The organism is Mesorhizobium sp. Root552 (assembly GCF_001427285.1).
Classification (GTDB): domain Bacteria; phylum Pseudomonadota; class Alphaproteobacteria; order Rhizobiales; family Rhizobiaceae; genus Mesorhizobium.
In genome coordinates, this window is record NZ_LMFV01000001.1 from 246,709 (window position 1) to 264,209 (window position 17,501).

The 17,501-nt window shown below is 62.0% G+C and carries 14 protein-coding genes, 1 tRNA gene, 2 pseudogenes and 1 CRISPR repeat array; of the genes and pseudogenes, 6 read left to right on the top strand and 11 right to left on the bottom strand.

The window, feature by feature from the left end:
• Window positions 1–342 precede the first annotated feature (342 nt).
• Window positions 343–432: transfer RNA gene (locus ASD50_RS01250), tRNA-Ser, on the top strand.
• A gap of 335 nt (window positions 433–767) precedes the next feature.
• Window positions 768–2,859: a CRISPR direct-repeat array (repeat unit 32 nt; unit sequence GTTTCGATCCGCGCCCCCGTGAAGGGAGCGAC).
• Window positions 2,860–3,075: 216 nt separating this feature from the next.
• On the opposite strand, the gene cas2 is transcribed toward ASD50_RS01250, so the two are convergent.
• The 11 genes and pseudogenes from cas2 to ASD50_RS01300 all read right to left on the bottom strand — a co-directional run bounded on the left by cas2 (window position 3,076) and on the right by ASD50_RS01300 (window position 13,493).
• Entirely contained in the window at window positions 3,076–3,366 is a 291-nt protein-coding gene (gene cas2 / locus ASD50_RS01255; RefSeq protein ID WP_056234638.1) for a CRISPR-associated endonuclease Cas2, read from the bottom strand.
• Between the two features lie 6 nt (window positions 3,367–3,372).
• Window positions 3,373–4,407: a type I-C CRISPR-associated endonuclease Cas1c gene (gene cas1c, locus ASD50_RS01260; RefSeq protein WP_056234641.1), complete on the bottom strand. Its 1,035-nt coding sequence runs from the start codon at window positions 4,405–4,407 to the stop codon at window positions 3,373–3,375.
• Complete coding sequence (gene cas4, locus ASD50_RS01265; RefSeq protein ID WP_056234644.1) at window positions 4,404–5,075, bottom strand: CRISPR-associated protein Cas4; 672 nt, start codon at window positions 5,073–5,075, stop codon at window positions 4,404–4,406. Before cas4 ends, cas1c begins: the two co-directional genes overlap by 4 nt.
• A 3-nt stretch (window positions 5,076–5,078) precedes the next feature.
• Entirely contained in the window at window positions 5,079–6,032 is a 954-nt protein-coding gene (cas7c, locus tag ASD50_RS01270; protein ID WP_056234646.1) for a type I-C CRISPR-associated protein Cas7/Csd2, read from the bottom strand.
• Complete coding sequence (gene cas8c, locus ASD50_RS01275; RefSeq protein WP_056234651.1) at window positions 6,032–7,810, bottom strand: type I-C CRISPR-associated protein Cas8c/Csd1; 1,779 nt, start codon at window positions 7,808–7,810, stop codon at window positions 6,032–6,034. Before cas8c ends, cas7c begins: the two co-directional genes overlap by 1 nt.
• Window positions 7,807–8,499, bottom strand: a complete 693-nt coding sequence (cas5c, locus tag ASD50_RS01280) for a type I-C CRISPR-associated protein Cas5c (protein WP_056234654.1) — start codon at window positions 8,497–8,499, stop codon at window positions 7,807–7,809. The genes cas8c and cas5c overlap by 4 nt, the downstream gene beginning before the upstream one ends.
• Before the next feature lie 37 nt (window positions 8,500–8,536).
• Window positions 8,537–10,819 (bottom strand): CRISPR-associated helicase Cas3', encoded by a 2,283-nt coding sequence (gene cas3 / locus ASD50_RS01285; protein WP_320410592.1) that lies wholly within the window; start codon window positions 10,817–10,819, stop codon window positions 8,537–8,539.
• Window positions 10,820–11,071: 252 nt separating this feature from the next.
• The gene (locus tag ASD50_RS23710; RefSeq protein ID WP_056234785.1) at window positions 11,072–11,473 is read right to left on the bottom strand and encodes a hypothetical protein; all 402 of its coding nucleotides are present in this window, start codon (window positions 11,471–11,473) and stop codon (window positions 11,072–11,074) included.
• A 2-nt stretch (window positions 11,474–11,475) separates the two neighbouring features.
• Window positions 11,476–12,642 (bottom strand): recombinase family protein (locus ASD50_RS01295; protein ID WP_156464892.1); only part of this gene is annotated, 1,167 nt, incomplete at its 5' end.
• Window position 12,643: 1 nt separating this feature from the next.
• Window positions 12,644–13,044, bottom strand: a pseudogene (locus ASD50_RS23660) (recombinase family protein); the annotation flags it as partial.
• Window positions 13,041–13,493, bottom strand: a complete 453-nt coding sequence (locus tag ASD50_RS01300; RefSeq protein WP_056234789.1) for a DUF2924 domain-containing protein — start codon at window positions 13,491–13,493, stop codon at window positions 13,041–13,043. The pseudogene ASD50_RS23660 and the gene ASD50_RS01300, both read right to left, overlap by 4 nt.
• Window positions 13,494–13,994: 501 nt before the next feature.
• On the opposite strand from ASD50_RS01300, the gene ASD50_RS01305 reads away from it, so the two are divergent.
• The 5 genes and pseudogenes from ASD50_RS01305 to ASD50_RS01325 form a co-directional block, all read left to right on the top strand.
• Window positions 13,995–14,201 carry a helix-turn-helix transcriptional regulator gene (locus ASD50_RS01305; protein WP_056234793.1) on the top strand — a complete coding sequence of 69 codons (207 nt, stop codon included), beginning with the start codon at window positions 13,995–13,997 and terminating at the stop codon, window positions 14,199–14,201.
• A gap of 12 nt (window positions 14,202–14,213) precedes the next feature.
• Window positions 14,214–15,368, top strand: coding sequence for a bifunctional DNA primase/polymerase (locus ASD50_RS01310; RefSeq protein WP_056234660.1), 1,155 nt, complete (start codon window positions 14,214–14,216; stop codon window positions 15,366–15,368).
• Between the two features lie 294 nt (window positions 15,369–15,662).
• On the top strand, window positions 15,663–16,402 hold a 740-nt coding region (locus ASD50_RS22230), incomplete at its 3' end, for a ParB/Srx family N-terminal domain-containing protein (protein ID WP_162251970.1).
• 418 nt (window positions 16,403–16,820) lie between these two features.
• Window positions 16,821–17,237, top strand: coding sequence for a DNA-methyltransferase (locus ASD50_RS01320; protein ID WP_413813862.1), 417 nt, complete (start codon window positions 16,821–16,823; stop codon window positions 17,235–17,237).
• A pseudogene (locus ASD50_RS01325) lies at window positions 17,237–17,501 on the top strand (hypothetical protein); the annotation flags it as partial. The gene ASD50_RS01320 and the pseudogene ASD50_RS01325, both read left to right, overlap by 1 nt.

Below are 17,501 nucleotides of genomic sequence, written 5' to 3' on the forward strand. Positions count from 1 at the left end.
TTTTGCCTTTCGCTGTTCGGTCGGCCTTTGTGAACCACCTGGTTTCCACGAGGGAATGGCGTTCCGGCCGTCTTTTTGTCAGTCTGCGGGTTCAAAAAACAAGCGGCGCGGAAAGCGTTCCACGCCGATTGCGCGCTGTCCCTAACCGAAGGGTCCCGCAAAGTCAAGGCAAACGCCGATTGCGCATGGCGAGAGCGGCCCTTTGCAACGCCGCGGCGCCCACAACTGCCGCAATCTCGCCTGTCTGGCCCAACCCGCCAAGAAAGCGGCGGATTTGGCCTTGTCTCTAGGCGATACTGCCGCTATCTAGTGCGCCGCGCCGACATGGCGACCACGACCCGCGGAGAAGTGGCAGAGTGGTTGAATGCACCGCACTCGAAATGCGGCATACTCGCAAGGGTATCGGGGGTTCGAATCCCTCCTTCTCCGCCAGTCCTATACGATCCAATATTCTCTGCCGCCAATATTGACGCCCGGAAAGGCGCAGAACTGCGGGTTTTCGGCCCAAAGCTGTTGACTGCGCTGTCTGCCCGAATCGCCAATTTTGCTCTCTCCTGGCGGATATTCTCCAAACCTCTTGACTGCGCGGATTTGGTACGGAGTTGCAAGCCACTGTAAATGCAGAGTTATTTTCGTCGTTCGAGTCGTACTTTTGTGATGCATAACGGCGGGAGAAAGAGTCTGGGGTCAAACTTTTCAGCCACTGTCATGCGGCTTGGACAACCTCCCGCAGCATGAGCCTAAACGTCCCCATCTGCAATCTCACTGTTTCGATCCGCGCCCCCGTGAAGGGAGCGACGTTTCCTTTCGTGAAACGTTTGACTAGTTTGCGGAGTTTCGATCCGCGCCCCCGTGAAGGGAGCGACCCAGCGGCCCAGCGAACCCCAAGAGCGCTTCGATGTTTCGATCCGCGCCCCCGTGAAGGGAGCGACCCGTGCCCAGAACGAGGTTCGCGGTATTGCCGTGTTTCGATCCGCGCCCCCGTGAAGGGAGCGACCTTGCCGAAGGGCGGGCCTCGCGCATGTCGCGATGTTTCGATCCGCGCCCCCGTGAAGGGAGCGACCCGTCGAGAATTCCAAGTCCAGCCTCTACAGCTTGTTTCGATCCGCGCCCCCGTGAAGGGAGCGACGCGAAGCCGCCGACCGCCTCGAAGCTCTTGAGCGCGAGTTTCGATCCGCGCCCCCGTGAAGGGAGCGACCCTCTCGTGGGCTGATGGATTTCAAATGGTCGTTGTTTCGATCCGCGCCCCCGTGAAGGGAGCGACATTGCGCCAACTATGCTGGTGAACACACCAACAGCGTTTCGATCCGCGCCCCCGTGAAGGGAGCGACCGGTTGAGCACATCGAGCGAGCCGTTGAAGCGCTCGTTTCGATCCGCGCCCCCGTGAAGGGAGCGACGCTACGTGCCTTCAAAAACGAGCGGCAAGACCGGTTTCGATCCGCGCCCCCGTGAAGGGAGCGACAACGAAACCTTTATGGAGCTTGTTAATCATCCGACGTTTCGATCCGCGCCCCCGTGAAGGGAGCGACTTACGCCGCTTTCCTTGATGCCATTCCCACAGGAGTTTCGATCCGCGCCCCCGTGAAGGGAGCGACGCGAACCAGTCGCGGAGCGTCATGCCCCCGCATGGTTTCGATCCGCGCCCCCGTGAAGGGAGCGACTACGGGATGCACGGCGACGGGCCATGAAGGCGAAGTTTCGATCCGCGCCCCCGTGAAGGGAGCGACACGGATGATGCGCACCACTGTCGAGCCGCCCATGTTTCGATCCGCGCCCCCGTGAAGGGAGCGACCTCGGCTGTCAGGAATGGAGCAAAGCAATGGCATTGTTTCGATCCGCGCCCCCGTGAAGGGAGCGACCTCCAGCGCCCCCACCGCATCAGACACCTGCTTGCGTTTCGATCCGCGCCCCCGTGAAGGGAGCGACAACGGCCTGCGCAGCCTCTTGTGCCGTTTCGTCTGTTTCGATCCGCGCCCCCGTGAAGGGAGCGACTTACGCCGCTTTCCTTGATGCCATTCCCACAGGAGTTTCGATCCGCGCCCCCGTGAAGGGAGCGACCCGACCAGATGCAGAACATTATATCCCGAACCGAGTTTCGATCCGCGCCCCCGTGAAGGGAGCGACCAAGCACGTCGCCCGGCTCATGCGCGAGAAAGAGGTTTCGATCCGCGCCCCCGTGAAGGGAGCGACGCAAATCTCGCTTGCAAATATTGAGCTAGCCAAGTTTCGATCCGCGCCCCCGTGAAGGGAGCGACCAACCGTTTACGGTCAGAAGACAAACAGCGCCGCGTTTCGATCCGCGCCCCCGTGAAGGGAGCGACTCCTGGAGGCGGTATGAGTGGCGTCTACGAAACAGTTTCGATCCGCGCCCCCGTGAAGGGAGCGACTTGACGTGTTCGTCTGCAAGCGCCGCTATGCGGAGTTTCGATCCGCGCCCCCGTGAAGGGAGCGACGCGTGGCGATGAGGTTAGTCATGGGCGGAGCGCTCCAGTTTCGATCCGCGCCCCCGTGAAGGGAGCGACCAGCCTGTTTTCGATGCCAGTTCTTCCGGCGTGATGTTTCGATCCGCGCCCCCGTGAAGGGAGCGACACCAGCAACGATCCTGACAGCCTACCCATGCAATGTTTCGATCCGCGCCCCCGTGAAGGGAGCGACCCAAGTGCCCGGCTCGCTATATCGGCTAATGAAAGTTTCGATCCGCGCCCCCGTGAAGGGAGCGACAGGTCGACCATATCCTGCCTGATGTGCTTGGAGGCGTTTCGATCCGCGCCCCCGTGAAGGGAGCGACGTCATCATTTGCAGCAACAAGCTGGAGGCGGCTGGACAGTTTCGATCCGCGCCCCCGTGAAGGGAGCGACTGTCACAGAGCTAACCCAGTGGCTAGACGGGGTAAATAGGGTGTCAGGCGCGAACCCGGGCAGAAATGCACAGGCATCACCGATTCCAGGCGGCGGGGACCAAAAAAGCTTCACTATTTCAAAGAACTGGCCGAGGTGCGAACCTACCGGGATTTTCCGGCACGCTTGGGGTTCGCGCCGGCATGCGTTGTGAGGTCGCAAGCGTCCGCCCGTGCCTCAGACAATCAGGGTGCCGCCCAGATCGGCCGCCGGCTTGGCGCCGATATGTTCCACCTTACGCTGCCAGTTGGAACCCAGATAATAGTAGCGTAGGCTGTCAGTCTGCGGGTCAATGAGCCCCTCCAGCCGTGCCCTCAACCGTGTCCACTGGGCAGGGTCGACCTCTATCTCGAAGACGGAATATTGCACCCGCTGCCCGAAATCGAGGCAGGCCCGCGCCACCCGGCGCAGCCTGGCCGCGCCGTTGCCCCCACTGGTGGCGACATCGTAGGTGACAAGAACCAGCATGGCCGCCTATTTCCAGAACCAGGGCGGATAGGCATCGAGATCGCCGCGCAGATGACGGGCCAGCATCTGTGCCTGCAGGTGAGGCACCAGCCCCAGCGGCGCCTTTTCTTGGAGGAATGCATGCAGGCGCTCTTCCTTCTTGCGCTCCTGCCAGGCAGCGAGCACCGTTTTGCGCGCTTCCTCGCCAAGCAGCATCGCGCCCGATTCGAGCACCTCGAAATCCCGCTCGCGAAGCTGGCGGCGGTTGATCAGCGAAAGCGCCAGCCTGTCCGCGAGAATGGGGCGCAATTCCTCCATCAGGTCGAGCGCGAGGCTCGGCCGGCCCGGCCTGTCGCGGTGCAGGAAGCCGACCGACGGATCGAGGCCGACGCTTTCGCAGGCGCTTCGGCAATCATGGGTGAGCAGAGTGTAGAGGAAGGAAAGCACCGCATTGACCGGATCGAGCGGCGGGCGCCGCGAACGCCCCCGCCAGCGCATCTGCGGGTCCGGCACGCGGATCAGGTGATCGAAAACCGAGAAGTAGATGTTGGCCGCTTCGCCTTCCGAACCGCGCAGCCGGTCGAGATCGCCATTGGCGAGTTCGACACGGCGCACGATATAGGCCAGCCGCTCTACCGCCTCCGAAACCGCAACGCGCGCGGCCTCATCCCAATCCTCCCCATGGTCGCGCATGCCGCGCATCAGAACGGCGCGCTGGTTGGCCACCTTGCCGATGATGAAGGAGCGCACGATGTCTTCCGGCGCATCGGAGGCCCGGTATTGGGCGCGGCGCAGCAGCACATTGCCGGTGGCAGGTCCCTCCACCCGCGCCTGAAAGCGGCCGTTTCGGTCCAGCAGCACGATGCCGATGCCGGCTGCGGCGCAAGCCGCAATCAGCCCCGGCGACAGATAGATGACCCCGAATGCCACCAGCGATGCCAGCATGTGCAAGGGCACCCGCGCCCTCTCCTGCCCATCCACCTCAGCCACGAGGTTTTCGCCGTCCTTGCGCAGCGCTGCCCCTTCGGTGGTGACATAGACGGTATTGAGCAGTTTCTTCATGAGACCCCTTCGTCCGCAAGACGCGAGACCATGGAGGCGCGCCAGGCGCGTACCGGGCGCGCAACCGCATCCGGCCGGCACAGTTCGAGGAGTGAACAGGCCCGGCAGCGTTTTCGGTGCGGTGTCGGTGGCGGGGTGATGCCGGAGGCGAACAGGGCGGTGAAGTCACGCGCCGTGTCCTCGGTCAGCCGGCGCAGTGCGGCATCGAAGGGGACCGCGACGCGGCGTTTCGTTTCTGCGTAGAACAGCGCCCCTTCCGCAACCCCCACGCCCGTCATCTCCTCCAGGCAGAGCGCCTGCGCGCAAAGCTGCACCTCGTCGGCGCGGTGCAGCTTGGGCTTGCCGCGCTTGTATTCGACCGGATAGGGTACCTCGGTGCCGTCGCCGCGCGGATGAAACTCGACGAGATCGGCCGTACCGGAAAGGCCGAGCCTGCGACTGGCGAGCGGCAGCGCCATCACCCGGCGCACGCCGCGCGCTCTCCGTGAGCCGCCCTTGTCGGCCACTGCATGCAGAACATGACCTTGCGCCGTGAAGCGGTTGTCGGCCCATGCGCGCTCGATATGGATGAGCGCCGCCTGGCGCAGGCAATAGACTGCATGCTGGAGCGCGGAGAGCGGAACCGGCTCGCCCTCCACGGACTGGGGCCCGCCCTCCTCTCCCGGCATCGTCTACAGCTTCTCGATGATCTTGACCCCTTCGGGCAAATTGTCCCGGTCGATGGTTAAGGCGTAGTCCTTGAAGGCGCGCGCCGGCGCATAGTTGTCGATCCGGCTGTCGATCTCGCGGAATTCGCCGTCGATATTGCGGCCGACGCTGATCCGGTCAAACAGCGCGTGTGCCGGCCCGTTGCCAAGCGCATTGTCATGCTTGAAGACGATCAGCTTGCGCGTAGCCATCTCGCCGCGCGCCGCCGAGCGGTCATGTTCGAACATGCTGGCAAGCGCCTCGAACAGCAGATCGAGATCGTTCTCGCCGAAGCCGGTGCGCTCCGCCAGTTTGGCCGAGACGAAACCATGGGCGCGATAGAGCGCATAGGGCACGATGTGCTTGCGCCCCATGGTGCGGTTTTCGGTGCGCTCGTTGCCCTCGTCCGCACCCTCGGCGCGCTGCTTCTTCTCCGCATCGCTGGTCGCCGCCATGCGGGTGATGGAAATTTCCTGCGGTACGATCGGCTCGACCGAACTGGCGAAGGTCATCTGCACCGGGCCGCGCACCTGCCCGGCATTGATGCCGGTCGACATCACCGCCCCGAAGGTGCGCACATCGAAGAAATTGCGGCACATGAAGTCGCGGATCTGCTTTGCCTCGGCTTCGTCCCTGGGGTTCAGCTTCGCGTCCTTGTCGACCTTGGCATCGTCGGGACGCAGCGCCTTGTAGGCCTGCCGGTGCTTATCGTTGAGGATGGCGCCTTCCTCGACATAGATGTGATGACCCTCGGTGCCGGCCCTAGCCAATTCGACATAGTTGCGCACCTTGCGCTTGAGGCTGACGTCGGAAACCAGCCCGTGATTGGTTTCGGGATCCAGCCTCGGCATGTTGCCGGCATCGGGATCGCCGTTCGGATTGCCCTTGGCGACATCGAACAGAAGCACGAAGTCGTAGCGATTGGCGAGCGTGGTCATTATGCGGCCTCCTCCGTGCCGGATGTGTCGCGTTTGCGGAAGAATTCCTGACGCTGGTGATAGTAGCCAAGGCCGAACAACGCCTGCTCGGCCGCGTTGAGCGATGCCGGGAACGGATCGTCCCCCGGCGACATGGTTTCCATGATGGCGGAAATCGTCTTTTCGAGATTGACGCGTTGGCCCGGCCGGCCCTTGCCGACCTTGGCCAGATGGTTGGCCGATCCGCGCTCCAGAAGGGCAAAGACATTGCGCGGCGTGGCGGAAGCCGAACCGTAGAACTTGTCCTTGATGGTCGCATTCACATTGCCAAGCGCCGCCCTCTGCGCCTGCTCGTAAACGGCAAAGAGTCGGCCGAGCAGATAGCCCTTATTCCTGTTCTCCGGGTCGAGCGCCACGGGAGCCTCCTTCGTTTTGTCCCCACCATTGGGTGTCATGCCGAAATTGCGCACCAGAACCGCCCGCATCATGCCAACGCGCAGCGCGTTGATCTCGCCGTCGGCGCGAATGCGCGCCAATACGGCCGAAAGCAGGGTGAGCGGATAGGCGGTGCCGGTCAGGATCGAGCGCATCCAGTCGCCGGCAAGGTTCGGCGGCACGTTCTCGCGCTTGCGCAGCACAGCCATCTCCGCCAGATAGCGCCACAGCGGCGGATAAGGCTCGCGCGGCGGCGGCTCGATGCGCATGTCCTCGACGAAACGCTGGTAATTCCGCGCCAGCACGCCGAAATCGTTCTCGAAATAGAAGCGGGTGGAGATGCGCGCGGCATTGGGTGCAAGGCCCAGCACATGAAAGCGCACGCCTTGCGACAATTCGGGGGCGAAACTTACCAGTTGCTCGCCCTTGCGCAGGCGGGCAAGCAGGATGCCGATTCTCTCCGTCTCGACCTTGCCGTCAGCGACGGGGCCGAAACTATCGGAAAGCATGGCCAGGAACGAGCCTTCCGCCACCTTCGCCACTTCCCGGTCGGACGCATCGGCCCAGAATACGGTCGAAGCATCGCCGATCTGGATACGGTGGCCGCTGTCGCGCTCGAGGTAACGGTTGAGAACCGTGGTGTATTTGAACGCCGCGTCTTCGGAGACGGGCGCATTGTCGCCCTGGACATGTCCGTAGGATGTAAAGGCATCCAGATTGAAGGAGACGATGGAGCCGCCCGAAGATTGGCCGCCCCATACGCCCTTGATAGCGGGGTGCAGGCGGGCAACAGGACCGGCTTCGCCGGTGACCAGACAGATTTGCTCGGCTCCCGCCGTCTCGCCCGAAACGCGCGACCAGAGCGCCTTGGCTGCCGGTCTTTGGTGCAGCCAGATGTTGTCGCGACGCTCGGTTTCCAGCACGAAAGCGACATTCTGGTCCTTGAGGTCATCCGGCCAGCGCGGCTCAATATACTGGTCGGGCGTCCATGCGCTCAGGAAAAGCAGGAAGGCCCTGAGGCCGGGATCGTCGGTTGCCGCCAACGCCTTGTCCTGGAATTCCTTGAAAGCCGCATGCTCATCGGAAGTCCGCTTGCCTTCTCCCGTCGTGACGCCCAGCACATAGGAAGTCTTGTCCCAAAGAAAGTTCGGAGCAATGCCGGCCGTACGCTTGACAGGCTGTGGAACGAGCATCTGGCGCGGCTTACGTGACCTGCCCTCCCCTTCGCGCCAATCGATGACGTCGGCCACCGTGCCGTCGTTGTTGAGGCTGATCACCAGGCCGATATTCTGCGAGGAATAGCCCGGTGCCGGCGCATCCGGCAGCCGATCGTAAGCACGAACGAGCGAGAGTAGAATGCTCATCGGCGCACCTCCGCGGAACCGGGCTGCGGCACCTTGACCACGCCATCCTGCAAGATGGCCCGAAAGAACATGGAGGGCTTGTCCTTGGTCTGGTGATCGATGTCCCACAACATGAAGCCCAAGTCGCGCGGTGTGCCGAAGCCAAGCTCCGTCGTTTTCTCCGACGGCTCGGGCATCGGTGCTTCCGGCTCGATCAGTTCGAAACTGGCGGCGAATTCGCGCGTGCCAAGGCAGGGCTGGTGGAAGCACTGTCCACGCCGGGCGCGGCGGTTGAAGATGTCGAGATGCTTGCCTTCCGTTTCCTCTCCGCCGCCCTTGCCGGTCAGTTCGAAATGCGCCTCGATCACATAGGCGGGCCTGACCAGCACCGTGGCGGCGCGCTGCTGCCGGTCCTCGTCGACCAGAAGCTGAAGCCCTTCCAGATCGCCGCGCTTCATCGCGCTCTTGACCTTGCCGGCCGGCACCTTGGAACCGATTTCGTTGCGGCGGATGGACTGAAAGCGCGGCGCCTCCAACACATGAATGGCGTCGACAATCCAGCGAATGGCCGGCTTCCAGTGGATCGCTTCCAGAATGCCGCGCGCGGCCGAAGGCGTCATCACGTCGTAGGAGACGCGTTCCACCTTCATTTCCGGGCGTGTAAAACAGGCATGGTCGCCCCATACCTTCAATCGGATGCCGTATGCCAACGACCTTCCCCCGTCGCATGTTCTCTGTCGGCCAACCTCAAATGAAGGTGTCCTCCAGAGCCAGATTATCAGGCGCCTCCCACAACAGGCCGATACCGCCGTCGTAGAGGCTTTCCTTCTTCAACACCGCAAACTGATCCCCCCGCAGCGAGGCGTGCTCGAAAGCCACATGTCCGTTCTGGATCAGTTTGGCCCGGGCTTTCGGCGGCACCTGCACCACATAAGCTTGCAACTTCCGCGCGATGCGACCAGAAGAAATTTCCTTGATGCCAAGTTGATCCACAGATTTGCGCGCCATGTCATCAAATGGAATGATGACTGGCTCCATGCCGCTTTCGATCATACGGAATTTTTCCGCCACGGTCCGGAAGGAAAAATGGGTTTCCCGCTGGTTTATCTTCAAATCGGCAAGAATTTTTTCCCTATCGAGTCCCTCATCCGCCTGCCAGTAGACTTCTCCAAAATAATCCTCGACCGCCTGAGGCGACAAAAGATCTTCGTGCTTGCCCTGCATGCGTCCCATGGCGCCGACCAGACCGGCAATTTCGGGCGGCGGCCTGTAGTCGGGCGTGGAGAACACGCGCACCACGCTCTCCTGCCAGGACCTGCGCCCTTCCCGATTGCAGCGCCCCGCCGCCTGCACGATGCTGTCCAGCCCCGCTTCCGCCCGCCACACGGCCGGGAAATCGATGTCGACGCCGGCCTCGATAAGGCTGGTGGCGACGACCCGGCAGGCTTGCCCGCTCTTCAGCCTGCTGCGCACGTCTTCTAGGATTTCGCGCCGATGCGTGGCGCATTGGCGCGTTGTGAGATGCACTACGCCATCGAGGCCGGCGGCTTCAAACTCCCGATAAAGCTCCAGGGCGTGCTTGCGGCTGTTGACGATGACCAGTGCCTGCGGCGCACCGCCCAGCGCCTCCACCAGCGCCGCATTGTCCATCGGTCCGACGCGCTCGATGCGCGCCCTCTTCAATTGCGCGGCCAGCCGCACCGGGTCCGGCGCCAGTTCGCGCCCTTCAAGCGGCAGCCCGCCCTTGAACTTCGATTCATCCAGCGCCGGCTGGGTCGCGGTGCACAGAACGATGGTGCAGCCGAACAAATGGGCCAGCGAATCCAGCATGCGTACGCAAGGGCGCAGCAGATGGCGCGGGATGGTCTGCGCCTCGTCCAGAATGATTATGGAACCGGCGATATTGTGCAGTTTGCGCGCGCGCGAGTTGCGGGCGGCGAACAGGCTCTCGAACAGTTGCACATTGGTGGTGACGACCACCGGGGCTGCCCAGTCCTCCATGGCCAGCCGCAGCTTGGCGCGGCCGGTGAGCGCGTCCGGATCGCGCCGCGCCGCCGCGTCGTCCTCGATGGCCGAGTGATGCTCCAGCACATGGTCTTCGCCCAGCACCTCCCGGAAGATGGCGGCGGTCTGATCGATGACCGATGTAAAGGGGATGGCGTAGATGATGCGGCTGTGGCCGTGGAGACGGGCGTGGTCGAGCGCAAAGCCCAGCGAGGCCAGCGTCTTGCCGCCACCGGTCGGCACGTTGAGCGTGAAGAACCCTGGCGTCCTCGTCGCACCGGAGCGGACATGGGCGAGGATCTCGTTCCGCAGACGGCCGACGTCACTGTCGCTGGCCAGCCTCGCCATATGCGCGTCGAACTGCTCGGTGAAATTTGGCAACAGGTCCTGAAGCAGAGGCCATTCGCGATCGGGCTGCAAGCCGTCCAGCTTCGCATAATAAGCCTCGGTGTTGCGGAAATCGGCATCGACCAGACATGAGAACAGAAAACGAGTAACCACCGAAAGGTCGAAAGACGCATGCTCGCGGCTCGTTCGCGCCGAGAGCTTGCGCAACAGTTCGGGGGGCATCAGGCTGGTCAGTTCGGCCTGGATCTCGTTTTCCCAGGCAGGATCGGGCCGGCCCTGAAACTCTTTCAGCCGCCGCTCTACGCAATGGCCGAATTCGTTCTGCTTGTCCGGCAGGCCGGCATGATGGCCGAGGATCGCATACGCGATGAGTTGGGCGACATCGGCGTCCATGCCGCTGGTGCGATCGCACAGCACAACGGCACCGGCCGTCGAATGGTCGATCCGGATTTCCGCCCCGGCGAGCCGCTTCTGGAAGGCATCGGTATATTTGCCGAGATCGTGGAACAAGCCAGCGGTGAAAGCCGCCTTTTCGAGACCGAAGCGCACGGCAAAGGAGGCCGCGAGTTCCGCCGTCTCGTAGAGATGGTCCCGCAAGAGCTGCCAGTGACCGCGATCATCAGACCGGCCGGAATGCGCGAAATAGTCCATGCGCCCCCAGCGACATGTTCGTTTCACCAGGGGAGGAGCCTATCCGATTCGCTTGACCCGCCCAGCCTGGCCGATTGGGCCAGCCAAGTTTACCCCAGGTTCTCAAGACGGATGTCCAGGTACCAGACGAGGCTACAGCTAAAGCTAAAATCCTCAGAATGACCGCTGGCCACTACAGCGCGTCACGGATGCGCGTCCACCATTGCTGAATTCCCGAGAATGAATGTGGACGTTGGCGGAACAAGCTGTTGCGCGATTTCTCTGGAATCAGCTGCAGGTCTACCACCCCTGCCTCTCCCACTCGACCGGAAATGGCTTCATCAGCCTGGCTAGCGTGATCTCCGGCAACTGCCGGCCATCGAGGATGGCCTCGACGATGGCCGGCGCGAGCAGGGTCAGGCGGAGGACGCGGCTGACATAGGAGGCGTTGATCTTCTCGGCGGCGGCAATGTCCTCGACGGTAACGTGAACGCCGGTTTCCAGCAGCTTGCGCCAGCGAAAGCCGCGGGCGATGGCCTTGATCATGGTGTTGTCGATGCGGGCACGTGGCGGCGCCCTTGCTGAGGTGCCTTCGGGCAGGACGATCTCTTTTCGCCCTCCCCGCCTGATGAAGGTCAGCGGCACATGCACGGTGATGGTGTCGGAATTGCTGGTGACGGATGCGGTGCTGGTCACTGTCATGATCATGCGGCCTTTCGGCTGTCGGTGGCCTTTCGATCCGGGCTTATGGCGCCGAGATCGGTTACGAGGCTCGCCAATCCTTGCGTGCGCAGCTGGATGGCGAGACCGTCGGAGCCAAGATCGATGCGTTCTACCAATAACTGCACGATGCGGGCCTGCTCGGCCGGGAACAGTTCGTCCCAAATCGGATCCAACCGTTCCAGCGCTTTGCGCACCTCGCCTTCTGACAACCCATCGATTTCGGATCGGGCAGCGCGCCAGGTGCCGATGACAGTTTCCGGCGCGCGCATCAGGCCGCGCAGTTGGTCGATGACAGCGGTCTCTACCTCGGCGGCCGGCACGCGGGCGATCGGACAAGCATCGGCACCGCGCTTCAGCACCGACTGGCTGACATAGTAGCGGTAGAGCCGCCCACCCTTGCGCGTGTGGGTCGGCGAGAAGGCGGCACCATCGGGGCCGAAGATCAGGCCTTTTAGCAAGGCCGGCGTCTGCGCCCGCGTATTGCTGGCGCGCTTGCGTGGGCTCTCCTGCAATATGGCATGCACCTTGTCCCACAGCGCACGCTCGATAATCGCCTTGTGCTCGCCGCGATAGGAAGTGCCCTTGTGCACCGCCTCGCCGACATAAACCCGGTTGTTTAGCAGCTTGTAGAGAAAGCCCTTGTCGATCAGCTTACCACTGCGGCTGCGGACATTCTCGCCAGCCAGGTTTTTTGCAAGCACAGTGGCCGAACCAATGGCGACAAACCGCTCGAAGATCATTCGCACCTTGGCGGCTTCGGTTTCCTCGATCACAAGTTTGCGGTTCTCGACGCGATAGCCTAGCGGCACGTTGCCGCCCATCCACATGCCCTTCTGCCGCGATGCGCGGATCTTGTCGCGGATGCGCTCAGCTGTCACCTCCCTCTCGAACTGGGCGAAGGAAAGCAGGATATTCAGGGTCAGCCGTCCCATCGACGTGGTGGTGTTGAAGGACTGCGTCACGGAAACGAAGGTGACGCCATTCCTGTCGAATATTTCCACCAGCTTCGAGAAATCCATCAACGAACGCGACAGGCGGTCGATCTTGTAGACGACAACAACGTCGACCAGTCCGTCCTCGATGTCGGCGAGCAGCTGTTTCAGTGCCCGATGTAGCCGATGCCGTAAATGGCGAGCGTCATCACCGGCNCCCATCGAGGTGGTGGTATTGAACGACTGCGTCACGGAAACGAAGGTGACGCCATTCCTGTCGAATATTTCCACCAGCTTCGAGAAATCCATCAACGAACGCGACAGGCGGTCGATCTTGTAGACGACAACAACGTCGACCAGTCCGTCCTCGATGTCGGCGAGCAGCTGTTTCAGTGCCGGACGTTCCAGCGTACCACCGGAGATGCCGCCATCATCATACTGATCGCGGACCAGAACCCAGCCCTCGGCGCGTTGGCTTGCAATATAGGATTCGCACGCCTGGCGCTGCGCATGCAGGCTGTTGAACTCCTGCTCCAGCCCTTCCTCCGAGGATTTGCGGGTATAGACGGCGCAGCGCAGTTTGCGGACGACCTTCGATTTTTCGGGGGGCTTCGTCATGTCCGCCCCCTGTGGTTCTTGAGCCCGAAGAACACCCAGCCGTTCCAGCGCGTGCCGGTAATGGCGCGTGCAACCGAAGACAGGCTCTTGTACGGCCGGCCCTGCCACTCATAGCCATCGGCCAGCACGGTGACCGTGTGCTCGAGGCCCTGCCACTCACGGATCAACCTGGTGCCAACGATCGGTCGGTCATTGGCGCTGGCACGGCGCACCACCAAGTCGCCGCCATCGAGTTGCTCACCCAGTGCTTCCAGCCGCTCCATGGTTGCCGGTTTCAGCCCGCCATAAGCCAGTTCCTGGATGCGATAGGCCAGCCGGCTTTCCAGGTAGCGCCGATTGAACGCGGGCGGCTCGGTCTCGAACAACTCGCGCCATTGCTTCTTCAGGTCTGGCATCGAGGCTGCCTTCAGCGCCATCAGGCGCGCAGGAATGGGATCGGTGATCGTCATGCTGTTCTCCGGTCGCTTGGAGTTGCATGACTGCATTGGTTGCGCGTGAAGTCGACGCAACTATTCTCCTTTTGAGCAGATCGCCTGCTTGACTGTCGCGCATGTAGCCGGATCAGCCCTGCGGCCAGGATCGAGGTAAGTTCGGCAAGGCGCTCTGTTTCCGACAATTGCTTTACGGACAGCGGGTTGGGACCAGATTGGCGACAGTTCGAAGCGACCATGCCATCGGTCTAAACTGGCATCGAACCATGCTCCAGCGAACAGCCAAGGCCCGCGAATCCAAGCGAAAACTATCGTGAAAGATGACGGTCCTGCGCACTTCAGTATGTGAATTACCAGAATCAACGGGTCTAAATCTAACTGCTCCTGCCCTGCTGCTCTGCGATAGTCAAAGTATTCAAAAAGCTGCGAAAACCATTGAATTTGAGCGCGTATTCGTTGTGAAAAGGAATGTATTCCTATACACTCCTAGGCAATAGAAACAGCATCAGGAGCCACGGTTTGGCACCGGTTTATCTTCATCAATACGAGCTTGCGACACGCTGGCGCATGAGCCCCCGCACTCTCGAGCGCTGGCGCTGGCGCAAGCAGGGTCCGAGCTACATCAAGCTTGGCGGCAAGGTCGTCTACGCACTGCAGGATGTTGAGGCTTATGAGCGTGGACGGCGTGCGGAAACGCATGCTTCGATCTTGGGCCATTGGCGCTAGCGAGGGGCTTCCATGGCGCTCCCTGACGGCAACCATGATGATGCGGGTCACCCGAGGCTTCCGGCGGCCGTCACGGCTGAGATGAGCAGACTGTTTTCTGCCGGCCATTCTCTGCTGCCACTGGGTGGGCCCGACAGCAAGGCGCCGACCGTTGCCTTCCGCGATCGCAAGCGCCTGCCGCTCTCGCTCGTCATGGACAGGATGGCAGCCTCTGGAAGCGAAACATATGGCATCAGGCTCGAGGGCATCCTTGTCGTGGATGTTGACACCGACACCCCTGAGGCGCGCGCTTATGTGGATCGACGGTTTGGTTCCTCACCGGCTAGGACGGTCACCAGCCGTGGATATCATCTATACTTCCGTCACCAAGGGCCGAAACCGGTAGCGGTTCGGCTCCCCGGCATCGCCATCGACTTCAAGGCAGGCAACAACGAGTTCGTCGTCGGTCCGCAATCGAGGCGAACTGATGGAATTTGCTATGTGCCAGAGGGACAGGTGGTAGCCCGGGAGCTACTGCCGATCTTTCAGGACCACGATGCCATATCTCCTGGGGCAATCGCGCCAGTTTCTGCCACTTCCGGGCGCTATCAGCAGGGCACACGTCACGACGCCCTGAAGCGTCGTGCCCACCAACTGGCACAGACAGCAGAGTCGTTCGAAGAAATGTTTGCCGACCTTGTGGGATTCAGGGACTGGGAGATCGAAAGTCCAGAAGATTTTCCGGATGGCAAGATTGAAAGCCTCGCCAGTTGGTATTGGGACAAGCGGGAACGCGGCGAATTATGGGGAGGGCAGGATTCGGTCGTGCAGTTGCGCCGTCATGCAATCTTCAAATTGGCGAAACAGGGCGAAGCGCTTGCTTTCCTTTTGTATGGCGTCCTCTTGGCGACACATGGTCATCAGCCTGACGGGCTTTTTGCGATTGTGCCCGACGGTTTCCGCGAGAAGGGTCTGCTTAGAGCAGGCCGCCGGCAAATTTACGCTGCAATCGACGTTCTCCTGGGCACAGGACTGCTTGTGTGTCGCAAAAAGCCCCGTGGGAAGCGCAACCACTATCTCTATCAACTGGCAGATGGCAGGGAGAAAAAGAGAGAAGGGTCTAAACTTATATTGGTGTCCGATAAGGACACACACTCTCCAACCTCTCCCGATGGTCTTGCTGCGTAATGGCAAACCAACTTGATCTCTTTGAATGGGCCAACAATCGTGTAACGGCCACGGTTCTCGACTGGAATGAACCCTTTGCCCAACGCGTCCTTGCTCGCATAAACGAATATGACGACGATCGCCCCAAGGCGCGGCATGTGGACACGGTTGTCGCTTTGCGTCCGGCTCTCGCCAGGTAAAGGCCTCGGAAGCTGAGAAAACAATCGCAATGCTGCGCAATTCAGCAGGCCTCTCTCGATACTGGCTGACTGGTACTGTCTCCTTCGATCACCTGGCGAATTGGAGCGCGCATAGATGTCCATTGAACAAAATGCAAATTTGAAGATCCATTACCGTCCTGCCTGTGGCCTGATCCCCTACGCGCGCAATGCCCGCACGCATTCGGATGCACAGGTGGCGGAGATTGCGGCATCAATGCGGGAGTTCGGTTGGACCAACCCCATTTTGGTCGACGGCGACAACGGCGTCATTGCCGGCCACGGCCGGCTGCTGGCCGCGAGAAAGCTTGGAATGGCGAATGTGCCGGTGATCGAGCTTGCCGGTCTGAGCGAAGCGCAGAAGCGGGCCTATGTCATCGCCGACAACAAGCTGGCCATGAATGCCGGCTGGGATACCGAGCTGTTGGCACTGGAGTTCGGCGACCTGCAGGACCTCGGCTTCGACCTGTCCCTCACCGGTTTCGGCGAGGAGGAGATCTGCACCTTGATGAGCCGGGGCACGCTTGGGCTGACCGATCCAGATGATGTGCCGGAGGTGCCCGAGGTCGCCACCAGCCGCCAGGGCGATCTGTGGCTGCTCGGCCAACACAAGCTGCTCTGCGGCGACAGTACCGATCGCGAAGCCGTGACGCGTGTGCTGGGTGGCGTGAGGCCAAACCTCATGGTGACCGATCCTCCCTATGGCGTCGATTATGACCCCGAGTGGCGCCGGAGGGCCGGTGTGGCTGCCAGGGGCGAGCTTGCCACCGGCAAGGTGCTCAACGACGACCGGGCGGACTGGCGTGAGGCATGGGCGCTGTTTGGTGGCGATGTCGCNGTAGATCTCGGAAATGCCGGCAAGATCGGCTGCGACCAGAACCAGCGGGTTGATGACGCCGCCGGAGGGCCGGTGTGGCTGCCAGGGGCGAGCTTGCCACCGGCAAGGTGCTCAACGACGACCGGGCGGACTGGCGTGAGGCATGGGCGCTGTTTGGTGGCGATGTCGCCTATGTCTGGCATGCAGGCCTGCATGCGGGGACCGTCGCCGACAGTCTTGCCGCCGCCGGCTTCCGGCTGCGCTCGCAGATCATCTGGGACAAGGGCCAGCTGGTGCTGTCGCGCGGCGACTATCACTGGCAGCGCCGGCAATCTCCGAGGCCGACAGGNAGGCCTGCATGCGGGGACCGTCGCCGACAGTCTTGCCGCCGCCGGCTTCCGGCTGCGCTCGCAGATCATCTGGGACAAGGGCCAGCTGGTGCTGTCGCGCGGCGACTATCACTGGCAGCACGAGCCCTGCTGGTATGCGGTCCGCGAGAGCGGCACCGGCCACTGGGCTGGTGACCGCCGGCAGACCACCGTCTGGCAGATCCCGAAGCCTGCCCGCAACGAAACAGGCCATTCGACGCAGAAGCCGGTCGAATGCATGCGCCGGCCGATCGAGAACAACTCCTCGCCCGGCCAGGCCGTCTATGAGCCGTTCTGCGGCTCCGGCACCACCATCATCGCGGCCGAGATGACCGGCCGCTCCTGCCATGCCATCGAGCTCAATCCCGCCTATGTCGACATGGCTATCCTGCGCTGGCAGGCATTTACCGGCGAGGCCGCGATCCTGAATGGCAATAGCCGCGCCTTTGCGCAGGTCAAGGCAGATCGTACCGAGGGGAAAGACTGATGGGGCGCCCGAAACATCAGCCGGATGCCTACCATCGGCGTCAGGTCGAGACACTGGCCGGTTATGGCATTCCAGAGGCGGAAATTGCCGGCCTGATCGGCATCGATCCAAAGACCTTACGCCGCCATTACCGGCAGGAACTCGACCATGGCCATACCAAGGCCAATGCCAAGGTTGCCGAGAACCTTTATCGCAAGGCAACCGGCGAAGGGCGCGAGGCTGTTACCGCCGCCATCTTCTGGCTGAAGGCCCGGGCCCGCTGGA